This window comes from Pantoea sp. X-Soil-TKNS-1279 (assembly GCF_059730565.1).
The window spans coordinates 4,257,181-4,273,949 of sequence record NZ_AP035948.1 but is presented as its reverse complement, the minus strand read 5'-3'; the positions used below and the strand labels follow the sequence as shown (position 1 = coordinate 4,273,949).

The window sequence follows — 16,769 nt, the reverse complement described above, 5'->3', positions numbered from 1 at the left end:
TTCAGCGTCTTTCGTGCCGCAGCCGCGTTGGCTGCCCTCACTCACCCGGGTCACTGAGCTATCTCAGCTCCCCGGGATCCATTCGGCTGCCGCCTTGCTGCAACACGAAATCCGCGGAATATTTAATTAATTACACGCTGTAGTACAGCTCGAACTCTACCGGGTGCGGAGTCATGCGAACGCGGTCGTTTTCAGACTTACGCAGTTCGATGTACGCGTCGATAGCGTCGTCGGTGAACACGCCACCACGGGTCAGGAACTCGCGGTCTTCGTTCAGGCAGTTCAGCGCTTCTTCCAGTGAACCAGCCACTTTTGGAATCTCAGCTTCTTCTTCCGGCGGCAGGTCATACAGGTTTTTGTCCATTGCATCGCCCGGGTGGATCTTGTTGATGATGCCGTCGAGGCCAGCCATCAGCAGCGCGGTGAATGCCAGGTACGGGTTAGCAGCCGGGTCCGGGAAGCGCGCTTCAATACGACGTGCTTTCGGGCTGGCAACAACCGGGATACGGATTGAAGCAGAACGGTTACGGGCAGAGTAAGCCAGCATTACCGGAGCTTCGTAGCCTGGGACCAGACGCTTGTAAGAGTTGGTGGTCGGGTTAGCCAGGGCGTTGATGGCTTTAGCGTGCTTGATGATACCGCCGATGTAGAACAGAGCAGTTTCAGACAGGCCGCCGTATTTGTCGCCAGAGAACAGGTTCACGCCGCCTTTAGACAGAGACATGTGGCAGTGCATACCTGAACCGTTGTCACCGAACATCGGCTTCGGCATGAAGGTTGCAGTTTTGCCGTAAGCGTGAGCAACGTTGTGAACAACGTATTTGTAGATCTGAATTTCGTCAGCTTTTTTGGTCATGGTGTTGAAGCGGGTTGCCACTTCGTTCTGACCAGCAGTTGCCACTTCGTGGTGATGAGCTTCAACCACCAGACCCATCTGCTCCATGGTCAGACACATAGCAGAACGGATGTCCTGAGCTGAGTCAACCGGCGGAACCGGGAAGTAACCACCTTTGATGGCCGGACGGTGGCCTTTGTTGCCGCCTTCGTATTCTTTACCGGTGTTCCATGCTGCTTCGATATCGTCGATAGCAACGTGTGAACCAGAAGTTGAAGAACCGAAACGGATGTCATCGAACAGGAAGAATTCCGGCTCAGGTCCGAACAGAACGGTATCAGCGATACCAGAAGAACGCAGGAAGTCTTCTGCGCGCTTGGCGATAGAACGCGGGTCGCGATCGTAGCCCTGCATGGTGCCTGGCTCAAGGATGTCACAACGGATGATCAGCGTCGGATCTTCGAAGAACGGGTCCAGAACGGCAGTGGTTGCGTCCGGCATCAGTACCATGTCTGATTCGTTAATGCCTTTCCAGCCACCGATGGAGGAGCCATCGAACATTTTGCCTTCTTCGAAGAAGTCAGCGTTAACCTGGTGAGCAGGGATAGTAACGTGCTGTTCTTTACCTTTGGTATCGGTAAAACGCAGGTCAACAAACTTAACTTCGTGCTCGTTCATCATCGAGAGAACGTGTTCAGCGGACATACTCAACTCTCCTGGAAATTGTCATTGTCGTCGTGGTGAGAGAACTTCGTTGCCTGGAATGTGTCATGGGTTCTGACATCTCCTAACCAAAGATCTCGGCAAGCTCTTCAACCGTTGTGCAACTGTCGTTTTCGCTTGAGAATACCAAAGCGAATTCTGTGCCAACTTTATTACAGCGGATAAAATCGTGCTGTGATGCGCCCTGTCGTGAGTCGGTGACTGCACCAGGATGGATTTGATGCACCGATATGGTGCCTTTATGGCAAATAAAAGCACCATTTCAGTGCAAAATGCCATCGCAGTGCAGATTAATGCACCGCAATTGGTGCTAAAAACCAGCGCTGTAAGAAACTTTAGGCGAAATCTGTGATCATGTTCAGTCTTCCGCTTAATCCGTGTACAATAGCGCGTTATTTCTATTTCTATAATGCCTGAGGCAAAGCTGTGACCGAAAATTTGCGTAACATCGCCATCATCGCGCACGTTGACCACGGTAAGACCACCCTGGTTGATAAACTGCTGCAACAGTCCGGTACTTTTGACGCCCGTACCGAAGCGACTGAGCGCGTAATGGACTCCAACGATTTGGAGAAAGAGCGTGGAATCACCATCCTCGCGAAAAACACCGCCATCAAATGGAATGACTATCGTATCAACATCGTTGATACCCCGGGACACGCCGACTTCGGTGGTGAAGTTGAGCGCGTGATGTCCATGGTGGACTCGGTGCTGCTGGTTGTCGATGCGATGGATGGCCCGATGCCGCAAACTCGCTTCGTAACCAAAAAAGCCTTTGCTCACGGCCTGAAGCCGATTGTTGTTATCAACAAAGTTGACCGTCCTGGCGCGCGTCCGGACTGGGTGGTTGACCAGGTATTTGACCTGTTCGTTAACCTTGATGCGACTGACGAACAGCTGGACTTCCCGATCATTTACGCTTCTGCGCTGAATGGTATCGCAGGTCTGGATCACAACGACATGGCCGACGACATGACCCCGCTGTATCAGGCGATTGTTGACCGTGTTTCTCCGCCGCAGGTTGAAGTAGAAGCGCCGTTGCAGATGCAGATCTCTCAGCTGGACTACAACAACTACCTGGGTGTTATCGGTATCGGCCGCATCAAACGCGGTAAAGTGAAGCCGAACCAGCAAGTTACGATCATCGACAGCGAAGGCAAAACCCGTAACGGTAAAGTCGGTAAAGTGCTGGGCCACCTCGGTCTGGAACGTATCGAAAGCGACCTGGCAGAAGCGGGCGACATCATCGCGATCACCGGTCTTGGTGAGCTGAACATCTCTGACACCATCTGTGATCCGCAGAATGTGGAAGCGCTGCCAGCCCTGAGCGTGGACGAGCCGACAGTAACCATGTTCTTCAACGTCAACACCTCACCGTTCTGCGGTAAAGAAGGTAAGTACGTGACCTCGCGCCAGATTCTGGAGCGTCTGAACAAAGAACTGGTACACAACGTTGCGCTGCGCGTTGAAGAAACCGCTGATGCTGACGCCTTCCGCGTTTCAGGTCGTGGTGAACTGCACCTGTCCGTACTGATCGAAAACATGCGTCGTGAAGGCTACGAGCTGGCGGTATCCCGTCCGAAAGTAATCTTCCGTGAGTTCGAAGGCCGTAAACAAGAGCCGTTCGAAAACGTTACCCTCGACATCGAAGAAACCCACCAGGGTTCTGTGATGATGGCGATGGGTGAGCGTAAAGGCGACATGAAAAACATGGATCCAGATGGTAAAGGCCGTGTGCGCCTTGACTACGTGATCCCAAGCCGTGGCCTGATCGGCTTCCGTAACGAATTCATGACCATGACTTCAGGTACCGGTCTGCTGTACTCCACCTTCAGTCACTACGACGACGTGCGTCCGGGCGAAGTGGGTCAGCGTCAGAACGGCGTACTGATCTCTAACGGTCAGGGTAAAGCGGTAGCCTTCGCCCTGTTCGGTTTGCAGGATCGCGGTAAGCTGTTCCTCGGCCACGGTGCAGAAGTTTATGAAGGCCAGATCATCGGTATTCACAGCCGTTCTAACGACCTGACCGTAAACTGCCTGACCGGTAAAAAACTGACCAACATGCGTGCGTCAGGTACCGACGAAGCGACCACTCTGGTTCCGCCAGTGAAAATGACGCTGGAGCAGGCTATCGAGTTCATCGATGACGACGAACTGGTAGAAGTAACTCCACAGTCAATCCGTATTCGTAAACGTCACCTGACCGAGAACGACCGTAAGCGTGCGTCTCGCGGCAGCAAAGACTAAGCGAACATATAGAGAAAGCCCCGCAATGCGGGGCTTTTTTTTGCCTGAGTGTCGGGCAATTGTCTGATAAATGTGCAAGGCCAATTCTGCATGTAACCCGCGTGCGAGCTGAAAAAGAGAAGAGTGCGCCCGCTTCCAGATCGGGCATTTCCCCGCCACCCCGCCTGTTCAGCCTTCGCATTTGCCGCTAGAGTGAATGATCCAGGGAATATAAAGGAGGCGTCATGCTCTACATCTTTGATTTAGGCAATGTGATTGTTGATATCGATTTTAACCGGGTACTTGGCGTCTGGAGTGACCTGGGGCGAGTGCCGCTGGCAACGCTACAAAGCCGTTTCCGCATGGATGAAGCCTTCGAACAACACGAACGCGGCGAAATAAGCGACCCGGAGTTTGCTGCCCGGATATGTGAGCAGCTCGATGTGGCGCTGAGTTATGAACAATTCACCGCAGGCTGGCATGCCGTGTTTATCGATGTACGCCCAGAGACGCTGGCGCTGATGAACCAGCTGCGTGCAGATGGACACCGGGTGGTGATCCTCTCCAATACTAACCAGTTGCACTTTGAGTTCTGGCCGTCGCAATTTCCCGAGGTCCAACAGGCTGCCGATAAACTCTACATGTCGCAGGATATTGGTATGCGTAAACCCGAAGCCCGCATCTATCAGTTCGTGCTGGATAACGAAGGCTTTACGGCTGACCAGGCGGTATTTTTCGATGATAACCCGCCCAATATCGAGGCCGCTCGTGCGCTCGGCATTGAAAGTGTGTTGGTTACCGACAGCAAAACCGTGCCAGCCTGGTTCGCGAGTCATCGCTGAGTGATGTACCTGCGCCATTTGCGCCACTCCTGGCATGCCTTTTTCCTGTGGGTCAAACTGCTGTGGCGGCGCATTGATGAAGACAACATGACGACACAGGCAGGTAACCTGGCCTACGTCTCATTGTTGGCACTGGTGCCCCTGATTGCCGTGGTCTTTGCGCTGTTTGCCGCCTTCCCGGTGTTCTCCGATATTAGCGTGCAGCTCAAAAACTTCATTTTTACCAATTTTATGCCAGCGGCAGGCAACACCATTCAGCGCTATCTGGAACAGTTCGTCGCCAACGTCAATAAGATGACCGCCGTGGGCGCTGTAAGCCTGATCGTCACCGCGCTATTGTTGATGCATTCGGTAGACAGTGCGTTGAACGTTATCTGGCGCAGTGATAAAAAACGGCCAATGGTGTACTCGTTCGCGGTCTACTGGATGATTCTCACCCTTGGTCCACTGCTGGCGGGAGCGAGTCTGGCGATCAGCTCCTACCTGCTGTCGCTGCGCTGGGTGAGCACCTCTGGTGTCAACAGCCTGATCGAGCAGGTGCTACGCGTCTTTCCTCTCTTGCTCTCGATTCTCGCTTTCTGGTTGCTGTACAGCATTGTACCTACCCGCCGCGTTCCCGGACGCGACGCGCTGGTGGGCGCAGTTGTTGCGGGCCTGCTGTTTGAGCTGGGCAAAAAAGGCTTTGCGCTCTATGTTACGATGTTTCCCTCGTATCAGTTGATTTACGGGGTGTTGGCCGTAATCCCGATTCTGTTCCTGTGGGTTTACTGGACCTGGTGTATTGTGTTGTTAGGGGCAGAAATTACCGTCACGCTGGATGACTATCGTCAATTAAAACTGCGTGAACGAGAAAAAGAACGAGAGGAAACATGATTGCTTTGATTCAACGCGTCAGTCGCGCCAGTGTCAGCGTCGACAACGCGGTGGTAGGGGAAATTGGTGCCGGTTTGCTGGTGTTGCTGGGTGTTGAAAAGGGCGACGATGAGAAAAAAGCACAACGGTTGTGTGAGCGCGTTCTGGGCTATCGCATTTTTGCTGATGAGAACGACAAGATGAACCTTAACGTACAGCAGGCAGGTGGCAGCGTGCTGGTAGTGTCGCAGTTTACGCTGGCTGCTGATACCCAAAAAGGCATGAGACCCTCCTTCTCTGGCGGCGCTGAACCGGCAGAAGCTGAACGTCTCTATGAATATTTCAGCGCCTGCTGCCGTGAGCAGGGCGTATCTACCGCCAATGGCCGCTTTGCCGCCGATATGCAGGTTGAGCTGGTTAACGATGGTCCGGTGACCTTTTGGTTGCAGGTGTGAGATTTTCAGCCGAGCGGCAAGGGATCAGCCACGTAAGCTCCGAACGAGAGAATCACTTTATGTATCATCTTCGCGTACCGCAAACCGCTGAAGAACTGGATATGTACTATCAGTTCCGTTGGGAAATGTTACGAAAACCATTGCGGCAGCCGCAGGGTTCCGAGCGTGATGCATGGGATGCGTTGGCCCATCATCAAATGGTGGTGGACGAACAGGGCAAGCCGGTCGCTGTCGGGCGGTTATACATTAATGCTGAAAATGAAGCGGCTATCCGCTTCCTTGCCGTTCACCCGTCAGTCCAGGGTAAAGGCTTGGGTACATTGGTGGCGATGACGCTGGAATCAGTGGCGCGCCAGGAAGGGGCAAAACGCGTGACCTGTAGCGCGCGTGAAGATGCCGTCGAATTCTTTGCCAAGCTGGGGTATGTCAATCAGGGGGAGATCACCGCGCCGCAAACCACTCCGGTACGCCATTTCCTGATGATTAAACCGGTGGTGACGCTCGATGATATCCTGCACCGCGCCGACTGGTGCGGGCAGCTCCAGCAGGCATGGTATGAGCATATCCCGTTAAGTGAAAAAATGGGCGTGCGAATTCTGCAATATACCGGGCAGAAGTTTGTCACCACCATGCCGGAAACCGGCAACCAAAACCCACACCATACGTTATTTGCCGGTAGTCTGTTCTCACTGGCGACGCTGACCGGTTGGGGGTTGATCTGGCTGCTGCTGCGCGAGCGTCATCTGGGCGGCACCATTATTCTTGCCGATGCGCACATTCGTTACAGCAAACCGATTAGTGGCCGGCCGGGGGCGATTGCCGATCTCGGTTCGTTGAGTGGCGATCTCGATCGTCTGGCGCGCGGGCGTAAAGCGCGGGTGCAGATGGAGGTTGAACTGTTTGGTGACGATGAGCTGGGGGCGGTGTTTGAAGGGGTATATATCGTTTTACCTGCCGATTCCCAGGGGGCACTGGAAGAGGGTGGCTCTGGCGCGCGGATTGATTAATTAAATCTTGCATACACCGTAGCGGCGCGATTTATCGCGCGGGTTTTGAACGCCGTGAAAACCGCGCGATAAATCGCGCCGCTACAGGGTGTGGTTAGCGTGTTTACGGCTGAACCTGCCCGTCATGCATGGTCTGTTGCACCGACTGGGTATCGGTTGTTACCGACAGATTGCCATTGACGCTTGGACGTAGTGGTGACGCTGCGTTCAGCGAACCGTTCACCTGCAACAATAAATTGCTATTTCCGTTCAACGGCAACGCTGGCCAGCCCCAATTTTGCAGGATATTTGCCGGGACCGCCTGGCCTTTCAGATGCAGCGTCAACGCACGTTGCGGCTGCTGGTTGACCGTAGCCGTCCCCTCCAGTAAACCGCTGCCATTAAAGGCACTCAGTTCATTGACCTGAATCTGTTGATCATCTGCGCTGAAGCTAATTGACGGATGACGTAAATCAGTACGGTTAAAGGTCGCCTCGGCGGCGTTAAAACTGGCTTTACCGGCCCAGAACCCCCATTGCTGCTGTCGGGCCAGCAGCAGGTTTTCACCGCTGCCATCCAGTGCCGTCATCTGGAATGGAAACGCCGGATTGATATCAATAATCAGGTTGCGGTTGGCGGTCACACGTTTCACCAGTACGCTGTCGAGCCACGTTGGTAAGCTCTGTTGCCAGCGGTCGCGCCAGTTCTGCGGCAGGGTATATTCCAGTCCGGCTACCGCCAGTTCATCCAGCGTCAGGCGTTTATCACTGCGCGTCCAGTTACCGCTGGCACGGATGACGCCATTGGCCCAGCGGGAACTGAACTGCGTCAGCGCGATGCCCTGCGTTGAGAAGTCGGCATTCACGATGGGGTCATTCAGTTCAAAGGTACCGTTAATAAAATTCCCGGCATTCATCGCCAGAGAACCGTCTTCGCTCTGCCAGTCATTACCGCGCCAGGTGAAATTCTTCAGGGTTAAATCGAGGTCAGTGACCGCCCAATCCGGCCCTTGCAAACGTGCATCAGTCATATCCAGGCGATTAATTGTCACCGAGGGCACATCACTGATCGGGTTGAGGAAATCGAGCAGATCTTTATGGGTTTGCAGGCGGATATCATTGAGGCGCAACTGGTTAATCTTCCAGTTGCCCTGCGCATCACGTTCGGCATCACCGGTCATCGATCCACGCGCCAGATCGGCCCCAATATTACTCAGCACCAGACGATGTTGTGCCACATTACCTTGCAGCAACACGTTATTTCCCTTCACACCATCCAGGGTCATCTCACCCGCGCTCATCTGAAACTGCGCATCGCTACCCAACATATCATTGGCAGTTGGCTTCCACGGTAAAATGCCACCGTTCACCTTGCGGGCAAACATCGGTAACGCACTGCCCGGACTATCAATGCGCATATTGTTGAGCTGCAAACGGTTGGCCTGAAGCGGCAGCGCGTTATCCGGGGTCAGGTTAGCCAGATTCACTTCGCCGTCACGCAATTCGATGCTGCTAAAGTGCAGTGGATCGCTGAACTGTACCAACGCCAGCCCGAGATCAACGCGTTTCGCGACCAGCACGGCCGGTTGACCATCGTGCCCAAAGCTAAAGTCATCGAGGACGATATGTGAAGGGGAAGAGAAGTTGTGTTCGATTTTACTGAGGGAAAGATGCCAGTCGGTTTTATCACTCACCCAACGGCTAAACCAGCCTGCACCCCACTGTGTTTGCAGCAACACATACAGGATGACCAGCGCCAGCAGAATTAGCAGCAGTAAGGTAAGGAAAAATTTGCCTAGAAATTTCATTGCATCCATCCCGATCTTTTATCCGGTAAGAGGTTGTTATGCCTGAATTACCGTTACAGCTCAACAGCCTGGATGTAAAAGCGGATAAATATCAGGCAGGCCTCAGCCTGCCGTGAGTATTACTTTTCCTGGGGGAAGACGAGATTGAGCACGATAGCGGTGATTCCGCCAGCGGCAATGCCTGATGAAAGCAGGGTTTTCAGCCAGTCTGGGGCGAATTGCAGAATCAGTGGCTGCTGAGAAACACCAAGGCCAACAGCCAGCGACAGCGCGATAATCATAATCGCGCGGCGATTCAATGGCTCGCGAGAAACGATGCGTACCCCGGAAGCCGCGATCGTACCAAACATCACTATCGTTGCGCCGCCCAGTACCGGTTCAGGAATGTGCTGCACAAATCCGCTGACCGCCGGGAACAACCCGAGCACAATCAACATCAGTGCCACTACAAAGCCCACATAGCGGCTGGCCACACCGGTCAGCTGGATCACGCCATTATTCTGGCCAAAACAGGAGTTTGGAAACGTATTGAACAATGCGGATACAAAAGAGTTAAGACCATTGGCCAGCACGCCCCCTTTCAGGCGTTTCATATACAGCGGGCCGCTCACCGGTTGCTCAGAAACGTCAGAGGTGGCGGTAATATCGCCGATGGTTTCCAGGGAGGTCACCATAAAGACCAACATCAACGGAATCAGCAGATTCCAGTCAAAACCAAGGCCGTAGTAGAGCGGTGATGGCACCGAAACCAGCGCCTGATTGGTCGGGGTGGTATTTTCCGGCAGCATACCTAACGCCCATGCCAACAAATAGCCAACGGCCATAGCGATCACCAGCGAGGCGACACGCAAATAAGGATTACGCTGACGGTTGAGCAGAATAATCACCAACAACACCGCGCCAGCCAGCAGCAGGTTTTTCGGTGCGCCAAAACTGTGATCGTTCATGGCTGCAAAACCACCGCCGATGGAGGTTAGCCCAACCTGAATCAGCGACAAACCGATGATCATCACCACAATGCCAGAAACCAGCGGCGTGATAATGCGACGAGCCAGATGCAGCACGCGGGACAGCACCATCTCGGTGCAGGAGGCGACCATCAGCGTTCCAAACAGCGCTGCCATCATGGTGGGAATATCGGCCCCTCCATTTTTCAGCGCCATGCCACCCATAATCAACGGGCTGACAAAGTTAAAACTGGTGCCCTGAATTGACAGCAGCCCGGAACCGACCGGTCCCCAGGTTTTGATTTGCAGAATCGATGCGACGCCAGAGGCAAACAGCGACATGCTAATAATGTGCTGGGTGTCCTGTGCCGGCAGGCCCAGCGCCTGACAAATCAGCAGCGCGGGGGTAATTACCGCGACAAACATCGCCAGCAGATGCTGGCAGGCAGCAAACAGTGTTTGTGGCAACGGTGGGCGATCTTCAAGACGGTAAATCAATTCACTTTTTGCCGCATTGGCAGGCTGGCGGGGTTCAGCGGTATCGACGGACATGGTGGACGTTCTCAATCACAACAAAGGGGGCGATTTTAAACCGATGCCGAATGAAAGCAAACGTTTGCAATGCCCCTCACCACCTCAGAGCGTAAATACCGTACGGCAACGGCTATCGTCTTCACCCCAGGCGCTATGGACTTCACTCAGTGGTCGCATCTGGAAGGGAATCGAAAAATCGCTTTGCGCTGCGGCTGTCAGTAGCTCGCCGATACAAGCCACCAGTTCGCTATTGGATACGCTACCGAGGCCGCTGCCCATTAGGGTCAGTCCAGAGGAGCGCAGTAACTTGCTGTGCAATGAGATCTCCTGGCCGCTGAGGGAACCAATTTGCACAAAACGGACCACCTTCTCACCACCGGCCACCGCCGCCTGCATGATATCGAGCGCGCTCTGGCCCCACAGATAATCCAGCACCACATCAATGCCTTCAGCCATCAGCGCGGGCAGAGCGGTCGGTAACGCATCAAGGGTCAGCGTAATATCTGCCCCCTGGGTGTGAAGTTGTTCCAGTACCGCACGGTTGCGTCCGGTGGCAATAATTTTTCCGGCACCAAGATGACGCGCGATACGCACTGCCAGTCCACCTGATGTCCCGGTTGCGCCATTGATTAGCACAGTTTCGCCTTGTAGCAAACGTGCGCGACGCGTTAAAGCCGCCCACGAGGACATACCCGGATTGGCAAGTGCAGCAGCCAGCACCGGATCGAGCGTTTTCGGTAGCGGTACGATAGCCTCGGTGGGCACCCGTGTTTTTTCCGCCATACTTCCCCAGGGGGCGTTAAATGCCAGGAAGTACACCGGGTCGCCATTGTTGAGATAACCGGTGCCATCGATCCCGGTAATAAACGGATAGTGCGTGGCCGAGCTGTAATGGGTACCTGCGGCACGCGCCTTCGCCAACTGGCTAATGGCGGCGGCTTTGACTGTGACCACAACCTGGTGGTCATCGGCTTGAGGTTCAGGGAAATCGCTGTATACCGGCAGTTCGCCTGCTGCGGAAACTATTGCTGCTTTCATGTTTTCACCTTCAGTTAATCGGAATATATGTGTATTATGCACACATTATTCCTGTCTCTGGATGCCGTCAATGAAAAGCGTGCAAAATACACATAATAGTTCAGCTTTCGATGATCTGCATAATGCGTTACTGACCATTGTTGGGACGTTCAACCGCCCACAACGTGATGAATTACTAATAAAAGAATCCAATATTCAGCTTGATCGAGCGCTGTTTCCGCTGCTGGTGCAGATCAGTCGTTTCGGTCCGATTGGTGTGGTTGAACTGGCGGATCGGGTTGGGCGTGACTACACCACCGTCAGTCGACAGGTCGCGAAGCTGGAGGAAATTGGTCTGGCGCAGCGCCAGAAGAATACAAAGGACAAGCGCGTCAATGAAGCGGTCATTACGGCTGCGGGTAAAGTGATGACCGACAAAATCGATGCGGCACGGAGCAGGATTTACGGTGAGGTGTTTCAGGCGTGGCAGGAGAATGAGCGTGTTGAGCTGGCGCGGTTACTGCAAAAATTTGTCGGGGATTTTACCGCGCTGGAGCGTGATAAAAACACGGGGGCCTGACCCATTCGTAGCGACGCGATGTATCGCGCGGGGTTTTCCTGCAACACGCACGAAATCGCGCCGCTACGCGTTGCTGTAGCGTTCGGTTTCCGGCAGCCAGCGCTCAATCAACGCCACGGCCTGCTCAGGATAATGCTGATGGATATGGCGTGCCACGCGCTGAACTTCCGGGATCATGCCCTGATCACGCAGCAAATCGGCGACTTTGAACTCGGCGTTACCGGTCTGGCGCGTGCCAAGCAGTTCACCGGGACCACGAATCTCCAGATCATGCTGGGCGATAACAAAGCCGTCGTTGCTGTCACGCAACACCTGCAAACGCTTTTGTGCCGTTTTACTTAGCGGTGCTTTGTACAGCAACACACAATGCGAGGCGACCGCACCACGCCCGACACGTCCACGCAACTGATGCAGCTGCGCAAGGCCGAGGCGTTCCGGGTTTTCGATGATCATCAGACTGGCGTTCGGCACATCCACTCCAACCTCGATGACCGTCGTGGCGACCAGCAGTTGGATTTCATTGGCTTTAAATGCCTGCATCACCGCCTGCTTTTCAGCCGGTTTCATACGGCCATGCACCAGCCCGACCTGGAGATCCGGCAACGCGACTTTTAGCTCTTGCCAGGTCGCTTCGGCCGCCTGTGCCTCCAGCAGCTCAGACTCTTCAATCAGCGTACAGACCCAATACGCCTGACGACCTTCCTGGCAGGCGCTTTGCACACGCGTGATGATATCGTTACGGCGGCTGTCGGGGATCGCGACGGTGGTGACCGGGGTTCGGCCTGGCGGTAACTCATCAATGGTAGAAGTATCGAGATCCGCGTAGGCGGTCATCGCCAGGGTGCGTGGAATCGGTGTCGCGGTCATGATTAGCTGATGCGGATGAAAACCCTGTTCTTCGCCCTTTTCCCAGAGTGCCAGACGCTGGTGGACGCCAAAACGGTGTTGTTCATCGATAATCACCAACGCCATGCCGTTAAATTGTACCTGCTCCTGAAACAGCGCATGGGTACCGACCACCATCGCTACCTGCCCGCTGGCAATCGCCTCCTGCTGCGCCTGACGAGCCTTACCTTTTTGCTTACCCGCCAGCCAGCCCACCTCAATACCGAGAGGCGCAAACCATTGGCGGAAATTATTAGCGTGCTGTTCGGCGAGCAATTCGGTGGGGGCCATCAGCGCCACCTGCTTGCCGTGGGCAATCACATTTAACGCAGCCATTGCCGCGACCAACGTTTTGCCCGATCCCACATCGCCTTGCACCAGACGCATCATCGGGAAGTCGTGTACCAGATCGCGCTCAATTTCCGCGACCACCCGTTGCTGCGCGCCGGTAGGGGAGAACGGCAGGGCGGCCAGCAATTTATCGACCAACTGATGATTGGCCGGCATCGGCAGCGCGTGATGGCGCTGTGCACCAGCGCGCATTGCCAACATGCTGAGGTTATGTGCCAGCAGTTCTTCCATAATTAACCGGCGCTGTGCCGGATGACGGCCCGTTTCCAGCTCGCTCAGACGCAAATCAGGTGGCGGGCGATGCAGAGTACGCAATGCGTCTGGCAGGCTAATCAATCCACCGCTCAGTTCCGGCGGCAACAGCTCGGCAATGGCGCAGGTTTCCAGCAGCGTCAGCGCCTGATCGGTCAGGTTGCGCAGCGTTGCCTGGCGGATACCTTCGGTGGTGGGATAAACCGGCGTCAGGGTTTCCTGCAACTCAACGCTGCTGTGTTCGCCCTGAATGCGATATTCGGGATGGATAATCTCTGCACCGCGCTGACCGCGTTTAATCTCGCCGTAAGCAGTGACGCGACGGCCTGACGCCAGGCTGTTTTTCATCCCGGCATTGAAGTTGAAGAAGCGCATGGTCAGCACGCCAGTGCCATCGCTGATTTGGCACACCAGCATACGGCGGCGGCCAAAGGTGATTTCACTGCTCAGCACTTCACCTTCCACCGTGGCCCAGATGCCCGGCAGCAGGTCATTAATACGATAGAGTTGGGTGCGATCTTCGTAGCGCAGCGGCAGGTGCAGCAGCAGATCCTGGATGGTAAACAGGCCAATTTTGGCCAGTTTCGCCGCCTGGCTGGCGCCGACGCCGGTCAGGGTACTGAGCGGAATGGCATCCAGCAGACGGCCTTTCATTTTTTGCCCGTCGCTTGCATTGTTGCCCACCATTCGGCATCGGCTTCCACTTCACCGAGGTCGTTGATGTGCGGATAGGGTAATCCTTTTTGCTTCGCCACGCGTGCCAGAACCGGGTAACCCCCTTCGAACAGCAGGCGCTGCTGCTCCTCTTCATCCAGCAAACTGTAGGTACGCTGGTACATACCGGCATTTTGTCGCTGGCGTTGTGCTTCATACAGAATCAGCGCGGAAGCGACTGAGACATTAAGCGACTGCACCATGCCAACCATTGGGATAATGATGTCCTGATCCGCGAGGGCCAGCGCTTCTGCGGTGATACCGGTTTTTTCCTGACCCATCAGAATACAGGTGGGACGTGTGTAATCGATCTCGCGAAAATCCACGGCCTTGGCCGACAGGTTCGTCGCCAGCACCTGCATACCCTGCGTCTTCAGATGGGATACGGCTTCAGCGATATTGCGATGCGTTTTGACCTTCACCCAACTGTTGCTACCAGCGGAGGCCGATACCATGGTGCGCATGCGCACGCTGGGCCAGACCGCATGGACCTCATGGATACCGACAGCATCGGCCGTGCGAATTACCGCCGAGACATTGTGCGGCTTATGCACCTGTTCCATACAGACGGTGAGATCGTGCTGGCGCAGGGCCAGCATCTCGCGGATACGAGCAAAACGTTGATCGTTCATGCACTAATTACGATTTCGGTGAACTTTAATCACATCGGGCATTACGCGAATTTTACGCATAATGTTAGCCAGATGGACGCGATCGTGCGCGGTCAGACGGATAAAGGCGCTATAAACACGGCCGTCTCGTTCTTCGGTATTGAGACTTTGAATGTTTGAACCGGCGGTATTGATGGCCGCCGTCAGGTTTGCCAGCGCGCCCTGATGGTTGAACATGTCGACTTTAATTTCGGCGACAAATTCCTGATCGGTCACTTTATCCCATTCTACCGGCATGAACTTTTCTGGTTCTTTCTGGTAGCCGCGAATATTGCGGCAGGACTCGTGGTGCACCACCAGGCCTTTACCAGGGCTGACGTGTGCAACGATCGGATCGCCCGGAATCGGGCGGCAGCATTTGGCGAAGGTAATCAGGACGCCATCAGCACCTTTAATTGGCAACTTATTACGTTTGTTGCTGACGAGTGGTGCTGAGTTCTCTGATTGCAGCAGATTTTTCGCCACCACTACGCTCATCGCGTTGCCCAGACCAATTTCCGCCAGCAGATCATCCATACTGGTCAACTTCATGCGTTCCAGCTCGCGCTGGATATTTTCTGCCGGAATTTCAGCCAGTTTACGGCTACCACCCAGCGCATGGCTTAGCAGGCGACGGCCGAGGTTAACAGAATCTTCGCGTTTGAGGTTTTTCAGCAACTGGCGAATCTTGGCGCGCGCTTTGGAACTGACGACAAAGTTAAGCCAGGCGGCGTTGGGTCGGGCACCCGGCGCGGTAATAATTTCGATGGTTTGCCCGCTGGTGAGTGGCTGCGACAGCGGATAAGGCTGGCGATCAACGCGTGCGCCGACACAGGCATGGCCAATATCGGTATGGACCGCATAGGCAAAGTCGACAGGTGTTGCGCCAGCGGGCAGTTCGACAATGCGGCCTTCAGGCGTGAACACATAAATCTCGTCCGGGAAGAGATCTGATTTCACGCTTTCAATAAATTCAAAGGAGCTTCCCGCGCTTTGTTGCAACTCCAGCAGGCTTTGCAGCCAGCGCTGGGCACGTACTTGCGCGGTGGTGCCGCTTTCACCGGCCTGTTTATAGGCCCAGTGTGCCGCAACCCCCATTTCCGCCATCTGATCCATATCTTCGGTACGGATTTGCACCTCAACCGGCACGCCGTGCGGGCCAATCATCGAGGTATGCAAAGATTGATAGCCGTTGGCCTTGGGGATAGCGATGTAATCTTTGACGCGTCCAGGACGCGGTTTGTACAGACTGTGCATCTGTCCGAGTACGCGATAGCAGGTATCTAAATCTTTCACGATGACGCGAAAGGCGTAAATATCCATGATCGAGTGAAATCGTTGCTCTTTCAGATGCATTTTGCGGTAGATCGAATAGAGATGCTTCTCACGGCCACTGACGCGACAGGGAATCCCAGCCTCTTGCAGGCGACCGTCAATCTCAGAAAGAATCTTCTGGATCATCTCTTTACGGTTACCGCGCGCCGCTTTAACCACCTCTTTGATGACCCGATAGCGGTTCGGGTACAACGCTTCAAAGCCCAGCTCCTCCAGCTCGGTTTTCAGGTGATGAATACCGAGACGGTGGGCCAGCGGGCTATAAATTTCGAGGGTTTCTCGTGCGATACGACGGCGTTTATCCGGTCGCAGCGAGCCAAGCGTGCGCATGTTATGGGTGCGGTCAGCCAGTTTGATCAGAATGACGCGGATGTCCTGCACCATCGCCATGATCATTTTGCGGAAGTTTTCAGCCTGGGCTTCTTTCTTATCCCGGAACTTCAACTTATCGAGTTTTGACACCCCTTCAACCAGTTCGGCAACGCTTTTGCCAAACAGTTGTTCCATGTCCTGGTAAGTTGCGGGGGTATCTTCGATAACATCATGTAGCAACGCGGCCATCAGCGTTTCGTGGTCGAGTTTCATCTCGGCCAGAATGCAGGCAACGGCAACAGGATGGGTGATATAAGGCTCACCGCTGGAGCGTGTTTGCCCCTCGTGGGCATCACGCGCGACAAGATAAGCTTGCTTGAGGCGCTTGATTTGCTCCTCAGGCAAGTATTTTTCAATCAGTTGATTGAGGCTTTCAAACAGATACAAGGTTGACCTGCAGGCTGCT

13 protein-coding genes are annotated in these 16,769 nt (G+C 54.5%); 6 read left to right on the top strand and 7 right to left on the bottom strand.

The genetic code is table 11. The features are described from left to right. Positions 1-130: 130 nt before the first annotated feature. On the bottom strand, positions 131-1,540 hold the full coding sequence (gene glnA / locus AC6I8N_RS20040) for a glutamate--ammonia ligase (protein WP_013511064.1): 1,410 nt from the start codon (positions 1,538-1,540) through the stop codon (positions 131-133). A gap of 444 nt (positions 1,541-1,984) precedes the next feature. On the opposite strand from glnA, the gene typA reads away from it, so the two are divergent. The 5 genes from typA (at position 1,985) to fabY (ending at position 6,940) form a co-directional block, all read left to right on the top strand. Beyond that, the gene (typA, locus tag AC6I8N_RS20035; protein WP_021186437.1) at positions 1,985-3,805 is read left to right on the top strand and encodes a ribosome-dependent GTPase TypA; all 1,821 of its coding nucleotides are present in this window, start codon (positions 1,985-1,987) and stop codon (positions 3,803-3,805) included. A 224-nt stretch (positions 3,806-4,029) separates the two neighbouring features. Beyond that, positions 4,030-4,626, top strand: coding sequence for a glucose-1-phosphatase (gene yihX / locus AC6I8N_RS20030; RefSeq protein ID WP_021186438.1), 597 nt, complete (start codon positions 4,030-4,032; stop codon positions 4,624-4,626). A gap of 3 nt (positions 4,627-4,629) precedes the next feature. Next, positions 4,630-5,499, top strand: a complete 870-nt coding sequence (locus AC6I8N_RS20025; RefSeq protein ID WP_021186439.1) for a virulence factor BrkB family protein — start codon at positions 4,630-4,632, stop codon at positions 5,497-5,499. Continuing rightward, positions 5,496-5,933: a D-aminoacyl-tRNA deacylase gene (gene dtd / locus AC6I8N_RS20020; RefSeq protein ID WP_021186440.1), complete on the top strand. Its 438-nt coding sequence runs from the start codon at positions 5,496-5,498 to the stop codon at positions 5,931-5,933. Before AC6I8N_RS20025 ends, dtd begins: the two co-directional genes overlap by 4 nt. 59 nt (positions 5,934-5,992) lie before the next feature. Further along, positions 5,993-6,940, top strand: coding sequence for a fatty acid biosynthesis protein FabY (fabY, locus tag AC6I8N_RS20015; RefSeq protein WP_021186441.1), 948 nt, complete (start codon positions 5,993-5,995; stop codon positions 6,938-6,940). A 103-nt stretch (positions 6,941-7,043) separates the two neighbouring features. On the opposite strand, the gene AC6I8N_RS20010 is transcribed toward fabY, so the two are convergent. From AC6I8N_RS20010 to AC6I8N_RS20000, 3 genes are all read right to left on the bottom strand, one after another. Beyond that, a complete protein-coding gene (locus tag AC6I8N_RS20010) occupies positions 7,044-8,726 on the bottom strand; it encodes an AsmA family protein (protein ID WP_497829756.1) in 1,683 nt (560 codons plus the stop codon). 119 nt (positions 8,727-8,845) lie between these two features. Beyond that, positions 8,846-10,225, bottom strand: coding sequence for a nucleobase:cation symporter-2 family protein (locus AC6I8N_RS20005; protein ID WP_208724437.1), 1,380 nt, complete (start codon positions 10,223-10,225; stop codon positions 8,846-8,848). A gap of 84 nt (positions 10,226-10,309) precedes the next feature. Beyond that, positions 10,310-11,245, bottom strand: a complete 936-nt coding sequence (locus AC6I8N_RS20000) for a quinone oxidoreductase family protein (protein ID WP_497829755.1) — start codon at positions 11,243-11,245, stop codon at positions 10,310-10,312. A 70-nt stretch (positions 11,246-11,315) separates the two neighbouring features. Between AC6I8N_RS20000 and AC6I8N_RS19995 the strand changes: the two genes are divergently transcribed. Beyond that, a complete protein-coding gene (locus tag AC6I8N_RS19995) occupies positions 11,316-11,804 on the top strand; it encodes a MarR family winged helix-turn-helix transcriptional regulator (RefSeq protein ID WP_021186445.1) in 489 nt (162 codons plus the stop codon). 63 nt (positions 11,805-11,867) lie between these two features. Here the strand turns inward: AC6I8N_RS19995 and recG are convergent, their stop codons facing one another. Genes recG through spoT form a run of 3 tightly spaced genes read right to left on the bottom strand, consistent with a single transcriptional unit; the run spans position 11,868 to position 16,750 of the window. Then, positions 11,868-13,946 carry an ATP-dependent DNA helicase RecG gene (gene recG, locus AC6I8N_RS19990; RefSeq protein WP_497829754.1) on the bottom strand — a complete coding sequence of 693 codons (2,079 nt, stop codon included), beginning with the start codon at positions 13,944-13,946 and terminating at the stop codon, positions 11,868-11,870. Then, positions 13,943-14,638, bottom strand: coding sequence for a tRNA (guanosine(18)-2'-O)-methyltransferase TrmH (gene trmH, locus AC6I8N_RS19985; protein WP_021186073.1), 696 nt, complete (start codon positions 14,636-14,638; stop codon positions 13,943-13,945). The genes recG and trmH overlap by 4 nt, the downstream gene beginning before the upstream one ends. Before the next feature lie 3 nt (positions 14,639-14,641). Further along, positions 14,642-16,750, bottom strand: coding sequence for a bifunctional GTP diphosphokinase/guanosine-3',5'-bis pyrophosphate 3'-pyrophosphohydrolase (gene spoT / locus AC6I8N_RS19980; protein WP_021186074.1), 2,109 nt, complete (start codon positions 16,748-16,750; stop codon positions 14,642-14,644). Positions 16,751-16,769 lie beyond the last annotated feature (19 nt).